The organism is Nocardia sp. IBHARD005 (assembly GCF_052814245.1).
In genome coordinates this window covers 317,091-334,547 of record NZ_CP199935.1, presented here as the reverse complement: position 1 = coordinate 334,547, position 17,457 = coordinate 317,091, and the positions used below count along the sequence as shown (strand labels likewise).

Annotated in this window: 12 protein-coding genes and 1 pseudogene; 4 read left to right on the top strand and 9 right to left on the bottom strand. The window is 68.7% G+C overall.

The genetic code is table 11. The features are described from left to right. The first annotated feature begins 176 nt into the window (after positions 1-176). From ACTWPB_RS01510 to ACTWPB_RS01500, 3 genes are all read left to right on the top strand, one after another. A complete protein-coding gene (locus ACTWPB_RS01510; protein ID WP_446223965.1) occupies positions 177-1,931 on the top strand; it encodes a hydroxysqualene dehydroxylase in 1,755 nt (584 codons plus the stop codon). Between the two features lie 117 nt (positions 1,932-2,048). Continuing rightward, positions 2,049-3,284 carry a MurT ligase domain-containing protein gene (locus tag ACTWPB_RS01505; RefSeq protein WP_446223964.1) on the top strand — a complete coding sequence of 412 codons (1,236 nt, stop codon included), beginning with the start codon at positions 2,049-2,051 and terminating at the stop codon, positions 3,282-3,284. Continuing rightward, positions 3,281-3,997 (top strand): type 1 glutamine amidotransferase, encoded by a 717-nt coding sequence (locus ACTWPB_RS01500; RefSeq protein WP_446223963.1) that lies wholly within the window; start codon positions 3,281-3,283, stop codon positions 3,995-3,997. The genes ACTWPB_RS01505 and ACTWPB_RS01500 overlap by 4 nt, the downstream gene beginning before the upstream one ends. Position 3,998: 1 nt before the next feature. Here ACTWPB_RS01500 and ACTWPB_RS01495 read toward each other — a convergent pair whose 3' ends face one another. The 7 genes and pseudogenes from ACTWPB_RS01495 to ACTWPB_RS01465 form a co-directional block, all read right to left on the bottom strand. Next, positions 3,999-4,373: a type II toxin-antitoxin system VapC family toxin gene (locus ACTWPB_RS01495; protein ID WP_387217828.1), complete on the bottom strand. Its 375-nt coding sequence runs from the start codon at positions 4,371-4,373 to the stop codon at positions 3,999-4,001. Beyond that, the gene (locus ACTWPB_RS01490) at positions 4,370-4,621 is read right to left on the bottom strand and encodes a type II toxin-antitoxin system Phd/YefM family antitoxin (RefSeq protein WP_446223962.1); all 252 of its coding nucleotides are present in this window, start codon (positions 4,619-4,621) and stop codon (positions 4,370-4,372) included. Before ACTWPB_RS01490 ends, ACTWPB_RS01495 begins: the two co-directional genes overlap by 4 nt. A 114-nt stretch (positions 4,622-4,735) precedes the next feature. Continuing rightward, positions 4,736-4,867, bottom strand: a pseudogene (locus ACTWPB_RS01485) (bile acid:sodium symporter family protein); the annotation flags it as partial. A 118-nt stretch (positions 4,868-4,985) separates the two neighbouring features. Continuing rightward, complete coding sequence (locus ACTWPB_RS01480) at positions 4,986-6,053, bottom strand: zinc-binding metallopeptidase family protein (RefSeq protein WP_446223961.1); 1,068 nt, start codon at positions 6,051-6,053, stop codon at positions 4,986-4,988. 3 nt (positions 6,054-6,056) lie between these two features. Beyond that, positions 6,057-6,953 carry a transglutaminase family protein gene (locus ACTWPB_RS01475; protein WP_446223960.1) on the bottom strand — a complete coding sequence of 299 codons (897 nt, stop codon included), beginning with the start codon at positions 6,951-6,953 and terminating at the stop codon, positions 6,057-6,059. Positions 6,954-7,229: 276 nt separating this feature from the next. Continuing rightward, positions 7,230-11,108, bottom strand: coding sequence for a circularly permuted type 2 ATP-grasp protein (locus ACTWPB_RS01470; RefSeq protein ID WP_446223959.1), 3,879 nt, complete (start codon positions 11,106-11,108; stop codon positions 7,230-7,232). A 264-nt stretch (positions 11,109-11,372) separates the two neighbouring features. Further along, positions 11,373-15,458 carry a transglutaminase family protein gene (locus ACTWPB_RS01465; RefSeq protein WP_446223958.1) on the bottom strand — a complete coding sequence of 1,362 codons (4,086 nt, stop codon included), beginning with the start codon at positions 15,456-15,458 and terminating at the stop codon, positions 11,373-11,375. A gap of 154 nt (positions 15,459-15,612) precedes the next feature. Between ACTWPB_RS01465 and ACTWPB_RS01460 the strand changes: the two genes are divergently transcribed. Further along, a complete protein-coding gene (locus ACTWPB_RS01460) occupies positions 15,613-16,254 on the top strand; it encodes a hypothetical protein (protein ID WP_446223957.1) in 642 nt (213 codons plus the stop codon). 53 nt (positions 16,255-16,307) lie between these two features. Here ACTWPB_RS01460 and recR read toward each other — a convergent pair whose 3' ends face one another. Both recR and ACTWPB_RS01450 read right to left on the bottom strand, forming a co-directional pair. Beyond that, positions 16,308-16,916, bottom strand: a complete 609-nt coding sequence (gene recR / locus ACTWPB_RS01455; protein ID WP_446223956.1) for a recombination mediator RecR — start codon at positions 16,914-16,916, stop codon at positions 16,308-16,310. Continuing rightward, on the bottom strand, positions 16,916-17,260 hold the full coding sequence (locus ACTWPB_RS01450; RefSeq protein WP_378915243.1) for a YbaB/EbfC family nucleoid-associated protein: 345 nt from the start codon (positions 17,258-17,260) through the stop codon (positions 16,916-16,918). Before ACTWPB_RS01450 ends, recR begins: the two co-directional genes overlap by 1 nt. Positions 17,261-17,457: the final 197 nt, after the last annotated feature.

The window sequence follows — 17,457 nt, the reverse complement described above, 5'->3', positions numbered from 1 at the left end:
CAACCCGCGATCGCGCGAGCTCTGGCTAGCATGTGATCGGTCGCCGATGCGTTTCCGTGCGACCGGTCGGTTTCGAGCTCGCGAACGACGCACAGGTCGATAAAGCTTGGTCTTCGCCGCGCTCTAGAGTGGTAGCAAATCCCAGGCAATACTCGAGCAAGGCAGCTGAACAGCGTATGGCGGAACAGCGGTGGCCCGTGTCGCGAAGGAACCTTCTTCGCGGCACGGTCGCAGCGGGGGTGATATCGGCGGGGGCCGTAGCCGGAGCGCCGGGATTCGCCGCGCCACCCGGCCGTCGGGTCGCGGTACTCGGCGGCGGTGTCGCCGGACTGACCGCCGCCCACGAATTGGCCGAGCGCGGGTTCGAGGTCACCGTGTACGAGGCGCGGGCGCTGGGCGGCAAGGCGCGCAGCGTGGGCGTGCCGGGCACCGGCCGCGACGGCAGGCCCGATCTGCCCGGCGAGCACGGGTTCCGCTTCTTCCCCGGCTTCTATCAGAACCTGCCCGACACGATGCGCCGAATTCCGTTCGCCGGCAACGCCGACGGCGTGTGGAACAACCTCATCGCGGTGCCGGAGGCCAGGTTCTCGCGCCGCGACGGCGACGACATCCTGCTCGCCCTGCCCAACAGCATCACCGCCGCACAGGTGACCCCGGATTCGATCAGGGAAACCCTGGCCGCCACCATCACCACGATCTCCAAGATGTCGCCCACCGAAGGCATGTACTTCGCCAACCGGCTGATGGTGTTCAACACCAGCTGCGATGCCCGCCGATTCGGTCAGTGGGAGCACACGTCCTGGTACGACTTCGTGCACGGGCACGAGCGTTCGCGCGAGTTCCGCGCGATCGTGTCCAGGTCGCTGACCTCGATCATGGTCGCCGCCAAGGAGAACCTGGCCAGTACCCGCACCATCGGCAGCATGGGCGAACAGTTCCTCGGCAACCCGCTCGGCCTCGGCAACGACGGCGGCCTCGACCGCGTGCTCAACAACACGACCAACACCGCCTGGATCGACCCGTGGGTGCGCCACCTCCGTGACCTGGGCGTTCGGTTCGAACTCGGCGCACGGGTCAGCGAACTCGAGGTGCGCGACCGACGGATCCGAGCTGCTCGAATCACCGATTCCACCGGGGCACGCACGGTCGACGCCGACTATTTCGTGGTGGCGCTGCCGGTGGAACAGGCCAGGAAACTGTGGTCGTCGCACGTGCTGGCCGTGGCACCGGAACTCGCCGCGACGGAGCGGCTCTTCGTCGATTGGATGAACGGAATACAGATCTATTTCCGTGCGCCACTGCGTATTTCACGCGGACACACCGCCTATGTCGATTCGCCCTGGTCGCTCACCTCGATCAGCCAGAATCAGTTGTGGACCGACAAACTGCCGTCTTTCGGCGACGGGTCGGTGGCCGATTGCCTTTCGGTGGATATCTCCGACTGGAATTCGCCCGGAATGCTCTACGGCAAACCCGCCACCGAATGCACCCACGAGGAGATCTTCCGCGAAGTCTGGGAGCAGTTGAGCAGCCATCTCAACGATCGCGAACAACTGCTCCGCCCCGCCGACGTGCATTCCTGGTTTCTCGATCCGGGAATCACCTGGCAGGGCAGTCGCAACGCGAATGCCGACCCGTTGCTCATCAATACCGCGGGTTCGTGGGACGCCCGCCCCGACCCGCACGGCTCGATCGAGAACCTGTTCCTCGCCGGTGATTATGTGCGCACCGATGTCGACCTGGCGACCATGGAGGGCGCCAACGAGTCGGCCCGTGCCGCGGTGAACGCGCTGCTCGACGTGGCGGGCTCGTCGGCACCGCGCTGCCGTGGCTTCCGTCTGCGCCGCACCCCCGAACTCGAACCCCTGCGCGCCCTCGACACCGACCGCTACGCCCGTGGCCTGCCCAACCTGTTCGACGGCCCCACCTGACCCGCGAGCACTGAATCGCACGTCACACCCGTCCCGCACGGGGCGCGTAACACCGTGTGGCACCCTCCCGCACGCGGCGCGTAACACCGCGTAACACCGCCCACATAGACTCGCGGCGTGGCAGACATCTCGGTGCGTGGGCGCTTGGCCTTACGAGCAGCGGCGGCAGCGTCGTGGGCTTCGCAGAAGGCGGGTCGCGGTAAGGGTTCGATGATCGGCGGCCTGATCGCGTTGAAGATCGATCCGTCGATCATGACGCAGCTCGGGCGCGGTCGGCGAACAGTGCTGATCACCGGCACCAACGGTAAGTCGACCACCACCCGGATGACGACCGCCGCGCTCGGCACGCTCGGCGATGTCGCCACCCAGGCCGACGGCGCCAATATGGACGCGGGCATCGTGGCGGCGCTCAGCCTGCATCCGGGCGTGTCGCTGGCCGCGATCGAGGTCGACGAGCTGCACCTGCCGCACGTGAGCGACGCGCTCGACCCCGCCGCCGTGGTGCTGCTCAATCTCAGCCGCGACCAGCTCGACCGGGTCGGCGAGATCAACATGATCGAACGCAAGCTGCGTGCCGGCCTGTTGCGTCATCCCGACGCGGTCGTCATCGCCAACTGCGACGACGTGCTGGTGTCCTCCATCGCCTACGACCATCCGAAGGTGGTGTGGGTGTCGGCGGGCAGCGGCTGGGCCGTCGACGCGACGAGTTGTCCGCGCAGCGGTGAGCCGATCGTCTGGGAAGGCGAGAACTGGCGCTCGACCGGTGCGGATTTCCACCGCCCGCAACCGGTGTGGTGGCTCGAAGGCGAAGACCTGTGTGGCCCTGATGGTTTCCGCGCTCCGCTGCACCTGGCGCTGCCGGGTCGCGCGAACCGCGGCAATGCCGCGCAGGCCGTGGCCGCCGCGGTCGCGATGGGCGCCGAGCCCGCGAAGGCGACCGATGCCACCGGCACCGTGCGCGAGATCGCGGGCCGCTACCGCACCGTCACCGTCGGTGAGCACGATGCCCGGCTGCTGCTGGCCAAGAATCCCGCGGGCTGGCAGGAAGCGCTGTCGATGATCGAGCCGTCCTCGGCCGGTCTGGTGATCGCGGTGAACGGTCAGGTGCCCGACGGCGAGGATCTGTCCTGGCTGTGGGATGTGCGGTTCGAGCACTTCGAAGGCGTGCAGGTGGTCGCCTCGGGCGAGCGCGCCACCGACCTTGCCGTGCGTCTCACCTACGCGGGCGTCGAGCACACGCTCGTCCCGGATCCCCTGCGCGCCATCGCCTCCTGTCCCGCAGGCCACGTCGAGGTGCTGGCCAACTACACCGCGTTCCGCGATCTCAACCGTGACCTGGAGGCCCGCAAATGAGCGAGTCAACGATTCGTATCGGCCTCGTCCTGCCCGACGTGATGGGCACCTACGGCGACGGCGGCAATGCCCTGGTCCTGCGCCAACGCCTGCGGATGCGGGGCTACGACGCCGAGATCATCGACATCACCCTCGCCGATCCCGTCCCGGATTCCTTCGACATCTACACCCTCGGCGGCGCCGAGGACTCCGCGCAGCGGCTGGCCACCCGCCACCTCCAGAAGTACCCCGGCCTCCAGCAGGCCGCCGCCAAGGGCGCACCCGTGCTCGCCATCTGCGCCGCCATCCAGGTGCTCGGCAACTGGTACGAGACCTCGGCGGGCGAAAAGGTGGACGGCGTAAGCCTTTTCGATGTCACCACCTCCCCCCAGAAGGTTCGCGCCATCGGCGAAGTAACCACCACCCCACTGGTCCCCGGGCTCACAGCATCCCTCACCGGTTTCGAAAACCACCGGGGCGGAACGACTCTCGGCCCCGATGCCACCCCGCTCGCCCGCGTCACCCGTGGCGTCGGCAACGGCGTCGGCGACGGCACCGAGGGCGTCGTCCAGGGCTCGGTCTTCGGCACCTACCTGCACGGCCCAGCCCTGGCCCGCAACCCCGAACTGGCCGACCTCCTCATCGCCAAGGCCCTCGGCATCCCCGCCGCCGACCTCGCCCCGCTCGACCTCCCCGAAGTCGATCGTCTCCGCAAGGAACGCCTGCGCGCCTGAGTCAGCAGCGCAGGGAATCGACCTCGTACTGGAGGCAATACGGGTCGCGGGTGACAAGCGTCAGCTCCTCACAACGAGCCTGGGCGACCAGAATTCGGTCGAAGGGGTCACGATGGATCATCGGCAGACGGGCCGCCTCGATCGCATGGCGCGCATCGATGGCCAGCGGCAGGAACCCGCCGCCCACTACCCGTTCGGGTAGGTCGGCAGGACCTGCGAGCTTTCCCGACGCCTGCTTCATCGCGATCTCCCATACCGATGCCGCACTGACATAGACATCAGGATCGTGGTCGAGCCGCTCTCGCAGCTCTGGATCGAGCGTCGAGTCGTCGGTCAACCACCACAGGATCACATGGGTATCCAGCAGCAGGCTCATGCGCCGAAGTCGCGCGCGATATCGGCGTTGGTCTCCGGCGAATCCCAGTCAGACGACAACTCCACCCGACCACGCAGCGAACCACGCCCGGTGCGATTGACCCGGCGGCTCAACGGCACCACCTTGGCGACCGGAGTGCCAGCACGACTGATCACGATTTCCTCCCCCTGCTCCACCCGCTCGATGATGCGCGACAGGTTCGTCTTCGCGTCGTGAATATTGAACTGTTCGGCCGCGTTCCCTGCCATGACACCTCCTTAGCTAAGAGGTTAGTCCTATGGCGGCACTGTGTCCACAGGCCCGCTGCCGCACCTCGCCATCGCCGACACGAAGTCCTCGCCGACACCACATCTACGCGGGGCCAGCGCGATGGCGACGATGCGCGGGGTCTTCGCGATGCGGGCGAAGTCGGCGCCGGTGAGCGAGAGCCCGAGGCCGAACATGATCACCGCCAGCGCCAACGGCAGACCGACTGATACCAGTGGAGAGTTCATAGCCACACACTTCTCATCGAGCAGTCCGAGCCGAGGTACCGACCGGATTGAGACGCTCTGGTCTCAAAATCGAAGCGTAGCTAGCTGTGACGCTCGTCGCAGCGAAATCGACCGGGCATTATCCCGTCCAGGCGACGGACTCCGGGACGGCGGCATGACTGCCGGCGCAGAGGTCGTGGACGAAGCGCATCTTCTCCAGCACTCGATCGGGCAGTACGAAGGGATACAGGTCGTCGTGGCCCATCGAGCGGTTGACCATGTTCAGCGACCAGGTCAGCGGCAACCAGAGCTCGATGATCTTGTCGAACCCGGCGCGACCGATCTGCGGGCGGTCAAGGGTCGCGCCCGCGGGGGCGAGGCCGAAGGCCGCCGCGGTATCGAGGGTGTCGCGGATGTGCAGGTAGTGGGCGAAGGTCTCGGCCCAGTCCTCGGCGGCGTGCATGGTGGCATAGGAGGAGACGTAGTCGCGCTTCCAGCCGCGGGGCGCACCCTGGGAATAGTGACGATCCAGTGCCGCCTGGTAGTCGGCGAACGGATCGCCGAACAGAGCCCGGAAGCGTTGCAGCGCCGCGTTATCAGCGACCAGAACGGGGAAGTAGTAGTGCCCGATCTCGTGCCGGAAGTGGCCGAGCAAGGTGCGATACGGTTCGGCCATCTCGATCCGCAACTGCTCGCGATGCGGGTCGTGCGCCTCGGCGAGGTCCAGGGTGACCACCCCGTCGATATGGCCGGTGAGCACGCCCTTGGTGCGGCTGGACAGCAGGTCGAAGGCCAGCCCGTGCCCGGGGTCTTCGTCACGGCCGACGATCGGCAGGCCAAGTTCGACCAGTTCGAAGATCAACCGGCGTTTCGCCGCCTCGGCCTCGGCGAACGCGGCGAGACCGCGGGTGTCGGAATCGTTGGGCCTGGTCCTGGTCAGCCGGCACGACACACAGAGCGCCGGACCAGAGGCATCCCGGTCGACGAGCCAATTGCATTGCGCCACATGCAGGTTGTCGCACAGGCGGAAGCGATCACTGTCGACGACGCCCGCCGCGTGATCGACCGCGGCGTCGCCCGGCGGGTCACCGATCACCACCAGCGTGCGGTCGGTCAGGCTGAAACCCAGTGCGCTGCGGCAGGATAGGCAGACCGAGTTCTCGAAAGCCAGCTGCTGACCACAATTCGGACAGACGAAATCACGCACGGACTACACCTCCACCGGAGCTACATCGACCGACACTTTGATTGTGGACTGCTTCGCATCGGTGTAGATGATGCCACGCAGCGGCGGAACGTCCTGGTAATCGCGGCCCCATGCCACCGTCACGTACCGCTCGTCGGCGAACTGGTCGTTGGTGGGGTCGAAGGCGATCCAGCGGCCGGTGCGATCGGTGCCGTCGGTGCCGGGCAGCCACACCGCGGCCCAGGCGTGGGTGGCATCGACGCCGACCATGCGTTCCTTGCCAGGGGGCGGGTCGGTGGCGAGATAGCCGGAGACATAGCGGGCGGCCAGACCCTGCGAGCGCAGGCAGGCCGCGCCGATCCGGGCGAAGTCCTGGCAGACACCTTCGCGGGCGGCGAAGACGTCGGCCACGCTGGTGCTCACCGTGGTGGAGCCGGACCGATACTGGAAGTCGTCGTGGATGCGGGTGTTCAGCTCGGTCACCGCTTCGAGCAGCGGCCTTCCCGGTGCGAAACTCCGCGCGGCGTAGTCGATTACGTCGGGCGTGATCTCGGGCGGGAGCAGATCGAGGGTGAATTCGACGGCGAGCGGTCCGGTGGCTGTGCTCGGACGCGCCGACTCCCACGGCAGGTCGACGCCCGGCAGGCCCTCCGGGTGTTCGCCGTCGACGTCCACCAAGGACTCGCCGGTGACTTCGAGATTGCGGTGCTCGGAGGTCACATGGAAATACGTCGTGGTGTTGCCGTACACATCGGTGCCCACCGAGCGGTCCGAAGGCACGGGGTCGATGTAGATCTCGTGCTCGAGCAGGCGCTGGCCCGGGTATTCGCGTGGGGTGAGGTACGCGCGACCGTAGGAGCTGGTCACCTCGTCGGAGTAGCTGTAGGTGGTGCGGTGCACCACCATGTATCGCCGGGTCATCCGACCAGCCTTGTGTTGCCACCGATGCGGTGCACTGCCGCGTATCGCGCACTCATCCGACCAGCCTCGTGTTGCCACCGATGCGGTGCACTGCCGCGTATCGCGCACTCATCCGACCAGCCTCGTGTTGCCACCGATGCGGTGCACTGCCGCGTATCGCGCACTCATCCGACCAGCCTCGTGTTGCCACCGATGCGGTGCACTGCCGCGTATCGCGCACTCATCCGACCAGCCTCGTGTTGCCACCGATGCGGTGCACTGCCGCGTATCGCGCACTCATCCGACCAGCCTTGTGTTGCCCCACAGGGGCTGAATACCGAGCGGGACAGTGAGTTTGGTGGTTTCGAACGATTCGGCCAGCTTGCGCAGTCGCAAGTGCACCCCCTCCAGCAGTTCCACCAGCTCGGTTCGTACGCCGTCGTCGTCGGTGTGTTCCAGGTCGGCCGGGTCGATGCGGCGCAGCATGCGCTGGGCATCGGCGAGCAGCCGCTGCGAACGCGAGGCGCCGGAACCGCCGGGTAGCGCTTGGAAATCGGCCTCCAGGCGGTCGAGCTGATAGACCAGCGAGCGCGGATTGCCCGGATCGAACAGCAGCAGTCCGGCCAGCGCGGCCACATGCGCCGAACCGCGGTGGCGGCGACGGTAACTCACCGCCGACTCGGTCGCGGTGAGCACGGCCTCGGCGACCACCCCTTGCACCTCGGCCGAACTCCGCCGCCCCAGTGCGGCATTGATCAGCGAGGTCACAGCGAGCCCACGCTCGATCCGTTTGCCGATATCCATGACGTACCAGCCGGTGTCGCGCACCAGCGACTCGGCGCCGATCCCCGACAGCGACAGCAACGCCGCCAGCGTCAGCGAATGCACCGCCGACAGCGCCGTCTCCTGTTCGGTACTGGCACTGCGAAATTCGGCCAGCGCTCGATCGACGGCACCGATGATCATCCAGGTGTCACCGGAGAGCTGATCGCGCACCGCCCGCGCGGCGGACCCGTAGTGGTCCACCGCGTACGACAACGATCCGGCCAGCTCACGATCGCCGGTCAACGAGGCCAGGTACCCGAACCCCTCCGCGGAGGCTCCCGCGACCGCCCGCCGCGCGGCCACACCATCCTGGCCACTGGAATCCATTGCGCGATGGGTGAACTGGCCCTGCGTCTGCCGCGAACGCGCGAGAACAGGCTCCGGCCCGGGCACCGGCTCCGCCCCACGCTCCGGGTTGACACCGGTGGTCCGTAGCGCTCGGGCCAGCGCACTGGTCCCCGCCCGCTCCCACGGCGCCTCCGTTTGATCATCCTCGGATTCGTGTTCCGCCTCGTCCACCACGGACTGATCGTGCCCAGCCGTCTGGCTCTGCCCCGCCGACTCGCTCGGCCCCGCCGACTGGCTCGGCCCCGCCGACTGGCTCGGCCCCGCCAACTGGCTCGGCCCCGCCGACTCGCTCGGCCCCGCCGACTCGCTCGGCCCCGCCGACTCGCTCGGCCCCGCCGACTCGCTCGGCCCCGCCGACTCGCTCGGCCCCGCCGACTCGCTCGGCCCCGCCAACTGGCTCGGCCCCGCCAACTGGCTCGGCCCCGCCGACTGGCTCGGCCCCGCCGACTGGCTCGGCCCCGCCGACTGGCTCGGCCCCGCCAACTGGCTCGGCCCCGCCGACTCGCTCGGCCCCGCCGACTCGCTCGGCCCCGCCGACTCGCTCGGCCCCGCCGACTCGCTCGGCCCCGCCGACTCGCTCGGCCCCGCCAACTGGCTCGGCCCCGCCAACTGGCTCGGCCCCGCCAACTGGCTCGGCCCCGCCAACTGGCTCGGCCCCGCCGACTCGCTCGGCCCCGCCGACTCGCTCGGCCCCGCCGACTCGCTCGGCCCCGCCGACTCGCTCGGCCCCGCCGACTCGCTCGGCCCCGCCGACTCGCTCCGCCCCGCCGACTCGCTCCGCCCCGCCAACTGGCTCGGCCCCGCCAACTGGCTCGGCCCCGCCAACTGGCTCGGCCCCGCCGACTCGCTCGGCCCCGCCGACTCGCTCGGCCCCGCCGACTCGCTCGGCCCCGCCGACTCGCTCCGCCCCGCCGACTCGCTCCGCCCCGCCGACTCGCTCCGCCCCGCCGACCGCGATGCGATCGGATCAGATACCGACGCGTGCGGTGTTGCGTCCGTCGATGCTTCGACGGTCGATGTGGATCGCGGCGACTTCTCCGCTAGGTCGCTCGTGGAGTCTTCGGCTTTCCTGGGCGAATCCTGCTGCCCAGCATCTTGATTCGAGGTTCCCGCAGCGGCGGTTTCGGTGGACCGCACCGCTACCAACTGGCCGATTCCGTTGGGCAGCACCGACTGTGGAGCGACGGTGCCCGTGGTGATCGACAGTGCGCGCATGAGGATCGGCAAGGCTTCGGCCCCGTCGAGCCAGGGGCGGTAGCGGTAGTCCTGGTAGACGTCGTGAGTGGCGGCGAGCAGGCGCACCACCGACTCGGCGCGTTCGCTGTAGCGGCCCATCCAGAACAGGTCGTTGAGCACCCGCGGTGAGCTGATCGCCTCGACGACCGGTACCGCCCTGCGCAACCGTTCCTCGTGCGGCGCTTCGGAACTCACGGCGGGCACGGTGGCCGGGGCCGCGCGGACCCACACGTCCTTGGCGGCCACCTTGATCACACTGCGGGTCGGTTCGAGCCGCATGCGCTGCTGGCCGAGTCCGCCCGACATCGCCGTGTAGCTGCCCCGCCTGGCCAGCGAGAACAACCGCATGCCCACCGGTGCGGGCGCCAATCCCGCCGGGCCGTCGACCGCGGGCGCGACCGAGAACTCGGCGGGTTCCTGCCCGACCCATTTCCACCGCTCGACCTCGATCCGGGCGGCCAGGTCGGTGCGTTCGGCCGCCGACAGGCTCGGCCCGAAGATCGTCGAGCCGTCGACGGCGGAGCGGATCACCAGGTCACCGACGTGCGAAACCAGGTGCGCGCGCTCGTTGCCGTCGCCACCCCAGTAGGTGGGGGTGGCGTCGAGCAGCAGGTCCTCGCCGAGGACCGAGCGGGCGATGCGCGGCAGGAACGGGCTCAGCGCGGGCGATTCCAGCAGCCCACTACCGAGGGTGTTCACCACCGTCACCGCCCCGCGGCGCAGCACCTCGACCAGCCCGACCACACCGAGGCGCGAATCGGGTCGCAGGTCCAGCGGGTCGGAGAACTCGGCGTCGACGCGCCGCAGCACCACATCGACCCGTTCCAAGCTGCCGAGCGAGCGCATCCACAGCGCGCCGTCGCGCACCACCAGGTCGGAGCTCTCCACCAGCGGAAAACCGAGCATCTGCGCGAGATATGCCTGGTCGAAGGCGGTTTCGGAATGTGAACCCGGGCTGAGTACGACGACGACCGGCTCTTCCCCGTCGGCCAGCTCCGGCGCCGCCTCTTCGAGCATCAAGCGCATGGCCCGCGCGAACGGGCTCAGTGGTCGCGGCCCCGCGTGCTCGAAAGCCTCGGGAATCGCCGAGGCCACCACACGGCGGTCGGCCAGGGCGTACCCGGCACCAGAGGGAGCTTGCGCCCAGTCGGCGAGCACCCGGAACTGCCCGTCGCTCCACCGGCTGATGTCGCAGGCATGCAGGAACAGCTGGTGGGTGCCGGGGATCGTGATGCCGTGCGCGGCCCGCACATACCCGGTACTGCCGAACACCACCTCCGCGGGCAGCAGGCCCGAGCTCAGCAGCCTGCGCGGGCCGTACACATCGGTGAGCACCTCGTCGAGCACCAGCGAGCGCTGCACCAGCCCGGTTTCCAGGCGGGTCCAGTCCTCGGCGGAAACCAGCAGCGGGATCGGGTCGAGGCGCCACGGTTGCGGGATCGAGGTGTCGTCATCGCCGCCGAGACCGACCTCGGTGTAGGTGACACCGTCGTCCTCGATCTGTCTGCGCACCCGGTGATCGATCCGATCGATCCCGCCGATCCCCTGATCGATGAAGTCGGCCGACAGCTCCGACCACATCGATCGCACCCGCCCACGCCCATCGACCAACTCGTCGTAGTAGCCCGTGGTCGGCCTGCCGCACTCGTCGAAGCGCGCACCCGCCAAGCTGTCAGCCCGATACCGCGCGAACTGCTCGGCGACCTGAGCGCGCACGCCCGATCCCTGCCGATTCCCGTCCCTGAGCGCTTCATCGCGCTGAGCCACCGAGCCTCCTGTGTTTATTTGCGGCTGGCGCCGCGGGGTTTTGCGGCCCTGATTGTCCCGATTCTTCCCTCCTCCGGTCAGTCGCTGCGCTCCTTCCCTCCGTCAGTCCAGAATCGGGACGGCCGCAAAACCCAGAGCAACCGACTTCCACCGGTTACCGCACCGACTTCGTCCACGCCCGACCAGCCAGTCCGCGCCCGGCGGTCCGACCAACGCGCGGCCGACTGTCGCGCCCTCGGTACCGCAGTTTTCGAAACCTCCCGGCTACTGGCCCCACACTGTTCGCGCGCGGCGTAGGTCCAGGATGCCTGGCGCTCCGACATCGGTCGACTGTGCCGCGATCTTCGCACGGAGTTCGGCGGGATCCATCGGGTTCACCGTATGTCCGGCGGCCTCGAAACGGCGATTGCGGCGCGACTGGGCGGCGACGGCGTTGACGGGTGCGTCGTCGTAGGCGCGGCCGCCGGGGTGCACGACGTGGTAGGTGCAGCCACCGCGGGAGATGCCCGTCGCGCCGTCTACCAGGTCGAACACCAGGGGCGCGTCGACGGTGATCGAGGGGTGCAGTGAGTTCGGCGGCTGCCAGGCGCGGTAGCGCACGCCTGCAACCTGAACGTCGGATTTGTCGGTGGCCAGCAGCGGGACCGGCATGCCGTTGCAGGTCAGTAGGTATCGGCCGCGGTCGGCGCCGACCAACCGCACCTGGAGGCGTTCGACCGAGGAGTCGACGTAGCGAGCAGTGCCCTGGCCGGTGGTCTGCTCACCGAGGGTGAGCCACGGTTCGATCGCGCCGCGCAGTTCCAGCTCCGCCTCACCGATCATGGCGGTGCCGATGCGGGGGAAGCGGAATTCGGTGAAGGGGTCGAGCCAGGCGGTGTCGAAGTCGACGCCCGCCGCGCGCAGGTCGGCGGCGACCTCGGCGATGTCGTTCATCAGGAAGTGCGGCAGCAGGTAGCGGCCGTGCAGGTTGGATCCGTGGCGGATCAGCGGCGCGCGCAGCGGCTTGTCCCAGAACATCGAGACCAGACCGCGCACCAGCAGTGACTGCACCATCGCCATCTGGAAATGTGGCGGCATCTCGAAGCCGCGCAGTTCCAGCAGCCCGAGCCGTCCGCGAGCCGAGTCGGGGCTGTAGAGCTTGTCGATGCAGAACTCGGCGCGGTGGGTGTTGCCGGTGAGATCGGTGAGCAGATGCCGCAGCGCACGGTCGATATGCCAAGGGGCCGAATGTATTTCGTACGGCGTGGGGCCGGGGGCCTGCTCGGCGGTGAGCCTGGCGACCTCGGCGAAGGCGATCTCGAGTTCGTAGAGCGCGCCCTCGCGACCCTCGTCCGCGCGGGGCGCCTGCGAGGTCGGGCCGACGAAACGACCCGCGAACAGGTACGACAGCGCGGGGTGGCGCTGCCAGTAGGTGAGCATGGAAACCAGCAGGTCGGGGCGGCGCAGCATCGGCGAGCGCGCCGGGGTGACCCCACCGAGGGTGATGTGGTTGCCGCCGCCGGTCCCGCCGTGGGTGCCGTCCACGTCGAAGGATTCGGTGCTCAGCCGGGCGAGCCTGGCCTGCTCGTAGAGGGTGTTCAGCACCTCGGCCTGCTCGGCGAACGAGCTGGTCGCCATGATGTTCACCTCGATCACACCGGGGTCGGGCGTCACCGAAAACGTCTGTAGCCGTGTGTCACTCGGCGGGGCGTAGCCCTCCAGCACCACCGGCTGCCCGACCGCCACCGCCGCCGCCTCGACCTTGGCGATCAGATCGAGGAAGTCGTCGAGTTCGGTCACCGGCGGCAGGAACACACGCAGCCGACCCTGCCTGACCTCGGCGACCAGCGCGGTCGTCGGCGTGAAATCGGCAGGCTCCACCGCGGCGGGCGGCTCGACCCGTTCCGCGCTCAGCGGTGTCTGGTAGAGCGGGTCGCTGTCGGGCAGGATCGGCGGCGCATGCCAGGACACCGACCCGATCGGAAGGCGCAGTCCGGCAGGCGAATCGCCATCGGCCAACACAATCCGGCCGCGACCGTCCTCGGCCCGTCCACGGCGCAGCTGCCAGTCGGCACTGGCCCAGCCCGCGCCGTCGGCCCGCCGATGAATCGGCAGCACATACGCCGACGGCTGATCGACCGACTCCTCCAAGCTCTCCAGCAATACCCGCCGCACCTCGGGCGAGTCCTCGGTCGGGTCGATATCCGCGGGCGGCGGATCGCCGTACGGCGCGCTCACGGTCGCCGCCAACCGGGCCAACGGATCCTCGAACGCGGGCCGCACCTGCACATCCGGCAACCCGAGGGTGGCCGCGATCTCGGCGATCAACGCCCTGGCCGCACCGATGCCGGCCGCGGGCGCCCGGTCGGGAATAACCCCGGCGGCGGAGTTGCTCGGTTGCGAGCGGGTCAACTGGATGGGCGGGTGAACCGACGGCGGCGCAGCTCCCTTGTCCTTTTTCCTGCGAAGTTTGTTCTTCCTCGCCGCTTTTCGCAGTTCGGCCTTCGCCTTCTCGGCCGACTCCTTCGCTTGCTTCTTCGACACCTTGGCCTGCTTCGCCGGGCGAACATCGCCACCGGCGTCGGCGCAGGCCTGCTGGCTCTCCGCGGCGCGGCGATGTTCGGCGGCGACCAGCTCGACGGGCTCCTCGATCAGCGGCGGTCCGTCGTCGCACTCCACCACATCGAAACTGTCCGCCGCCTCAGGGGGCTCTGCCGCCGCCGCGAGATCGCCCGCATCGGCGTAGTCGATCATGTCGAGCAGACCGGCACCGCCCGACTCGCCGTTGCGCCGCATATCGTCATCATCGGCAAGCCCCAGCGCGATCACCGCGGCAGCGACTTCGTCACCACCGATCCGAGCACGCGCATCGAAGACCGCGACCATGTCGGCCGCGGGGCGGCGCGCATCGAGCACCGACACCGCGTCGGCCGACCCGAGCACGTCATCGTCGGCGACCGCGCCGGGCTCGTCCGCCATCCCCAGCGCGACGACAGCATTCGCGACCTCGGCACCGGCCGGTGCGTATCCGTTCGAGTGGGAGGGCTCTGCCGTTTCGGTGGCAACCCGCGTCGGCGGCGTGTGCCGCGACACCGGTGTCCACGGGTCGGTGAGCAGGTCCTGACGCTGCCAGATCGGCTCGCCATCGGCGCGCCAGGCGATCGCGATCTCCCAGCGGGGCAACGGTTCTCCGGGATACCACTTGCCCTGGCGGTACTGCACGATGCCGGTCGGCGCGTAGATCGCGCGGAGGCGGTCGGCGAGGTCGACGGCGCGCTCCCGTTTGTGCCTGCCGTCGGCGTCGGTGGTCCACTGGGCGCTGACCTGGTCGTCGATGGAGACGAAGGTCGGCTCGCCGCCCATGGTGAGACCGACATCGGCCGCCGCCATTCGCGCGTCGATCGCAGCACCGGAGGCGACGATACGTTCCCACTGGGAATCGGTGTAGGGCAGCGTGACTCGCGGATCCTCGTGGATACGGCGAACCACATTGCTGAAGTCGAGGGTGGCCTCGGTGATCCCGGTGGCCCCGGTGATCGGGGCGGCGGCGCCGGGATGCGGGGTGGCGGCGAGCGGGATGTGGCCTTCGCCCGCGAACAGGCCCGAGGTGGGATCCATGCCGACCCAGCCCGCGCCGGGCAGATACACCTCGGTCCAGGCGTGCAGGTCGGTGAAGTCGGCGGCCGGGCCCGACGGGCCGTCGAGCGAGGGCACGTCGGAGGTGAGCTGGACCAGGTAGCCGGAGACGAAGCGGGCGGCCAGCCCCAGCTCACGCAGCACACCGACCAGCAACCAAGCCGAGTCGCGGCAGGATCCGAGCGCGGTGCGCAAGGTGTGATCGGGCGTTTGCACACCCGCCTCCATCCGCACGGTGTAATCGACCGAATTGCGCAACGCGTAGTTGAGTTCGACGAGATAGTCGATGGCCCGGATACGGCCCTGCGGCCGGTGTACCCGCGCCCAGTCCCGCAGCAACTCCCCCGGCCCGCTGCCCGGCTCCGTCTCGTCGACACGCCGCAGATAGGGCGCGAGATCCTCGGCGAGTGCGGTGTCGTACTCGAACGGGAAGAACTCGGCGTAATCCTCGATGAAGAAGTCGAACGGGTTGACCACCTCGAGGTCGGCGATCAACCCCACGGTGATCGACAACTCCTTCGTCGGATTCGGAAACACCAGGCGCGCAACGAAATTGCCGAACGCGTCCTGCTGCCAGTTGACGAAGTGCTCCGCCGGTGACACCTCGAGGGAATACGCCTCGATCGGCGTCCGCGAGTGCGGCGCGGGGCGCAATCGCACTTCGTGCGGATGCACCTCTACGAGACGATCGAAGGAGTATGCCGTGCGGTGCTCGAGTGACACCTTGATGCCCATTCACCAAGTGGACCACACACCCCCGACACCGCGCGGGCCGACGAAACCGGAGTTTCCCGACCGGCACCCCTTTCGAAACACCGCGGTAATAGCTGGTGTCAGCCCCGCGGGTCACCGGGCCGAGACCCATGGCACCAGCCGCTAAGCTGGCACCGTGAGCTACGACCACATCCTGCTGCCGTCCGGCGTCGCCAGCTCTGTCGACGAGATCGACGCGTACCTGGCCGCCCAGGAAGGCCTGACCGAGTCCGAACCGATCGCCGAGATCGCGGCCGAGCTGAACGCGCGCAACGCCGAACTGCCGGTGGACGACTCGTTCCTCAGCGTCGAATCCGTCGGCGGCCCCAGCGGCGACACGCTCTACATCCCCTCGCCGTACGACGCCATCGGCTTCGTCCGCAACCTGCTCTTCGACCTCGCCACCCCGCGCGGCTACGCCGTCTACGATCCGCAGCTGAGCTGGATCATCGACCCGGCCGACCACATCCCGATCAACGTCACGCACGGCGGCGCGGGCGAATTCCCCTATCTCACCGAGGAATTAGCGCACCAATGGGTCGCCGGGCTCGCCGCCCCCAACCCGTACCTCATCGTCGAAGAGGGCGAACAGCGCTACATCCAGACCTACCGCGACCCGAGTGGCCCCTACACCCTCGAATATCGCGACGGCGCCCCCGACCGGCATTTCGGCACGACCCTCGACGACCCGGCGCAGGTCGCCGGCATCATCTGGGACTGGGCCAACGGCAAGCCCGCCACCACCGACGGTGTCACCTGGACCCGCGTCGAGCTCTGATCCTCGTACGGCCGCGACGGCGGCAACCACGCCTACCGCCGTCGCGCCTGGTCCTACAGCGTCCGTCGGCCGGAAAGCGCCCGGCCGAGGGTTAGTTCGTCGGCGAATTCCAGGTCGCCACCCATCGGCAGCCCGGAGGCCAACCGGGTGACGGTGAGCCCGGGGAAATCGCGTAGCATCCGCACGAGATAGGTGGCCGTCGCCTCGCCCTCGGTATTCGGGTCGGTCGCGATGATCACCTCGCTCACATCGATGCCGTCTTCCTGATTGCCGATGCGGGTCAGCAGCTCCCTGATCCGCAGCTGATCGGGCCCGATGCCGCTGAGCGGATCGAGCGCACCACCGAGCACGTGGTAGCGACCACGGAACTCGCGGGTGCGCTCGATCGCCTGCACATCCTTGGGTTCCTCGACCACACAGATCATCGTGCGGTCGCGGCGTGGGTCGGCACAGATCCGGCACAGCTCACCATCGGCGACGGTGCCGCACGAGACGCAGAACTGAACGCCGTCGCGCACCTTCTGCAGGGCGGCCTGCAGCCGGTCGATATCCGGCGGCTCCACCTGCAGCAGATGAAAAGCGATGCGCTGTGCGCTCTTCGGACCGACGCCGGGCAGTTTGCCCAGCTCGTCGATCAGATCCTGAACCGGCCCCTCATACATCAGAAGTCGGGCAGACCGGGCAGCGAACCGCCGCCGAGGCCCTGCGACAGTGGGCCGAGGCGCTCGGCCGCGAGCTGCTGCGCGTTGGCCATCGCGGCGTTGATCGCGCCGATGACCAGGTCCTGCAGTCCGTCGACATCGTCCGGATCGACCACCTTCGGGTCGATCGTCAGCGCGATCACCTCACCGCTGACCTTGATCGTGGCCTGCACCAGACCGCCGCCTGCCTGGCCGGACACCTCGGTCTCGGCGAGCTCGGCCTGCGCCTGCATCACTGCCTGCTGCATCTGCTGAGCCTGGGCGAGCAGTGCCTGCATATCGAACTGACCATCACCGGGTTGCACAACACTCCTGTGTCTTTGGCGGCTGGCGCCGCGGGGTTTTCGGCCCTTGGGGCCTCACACCCGAGCGACGATACTGCGCCTTCGGCATTCCGTCTCGCCCCTCTGGTGCGAGGCGGCCGAAAACCGTGGGGGTGCGTCGGGTGCAGAGCTCTGGCCGCGTGCGGTTGCCAGTCTAGTCGTGGAGAACGGTCGCTGAA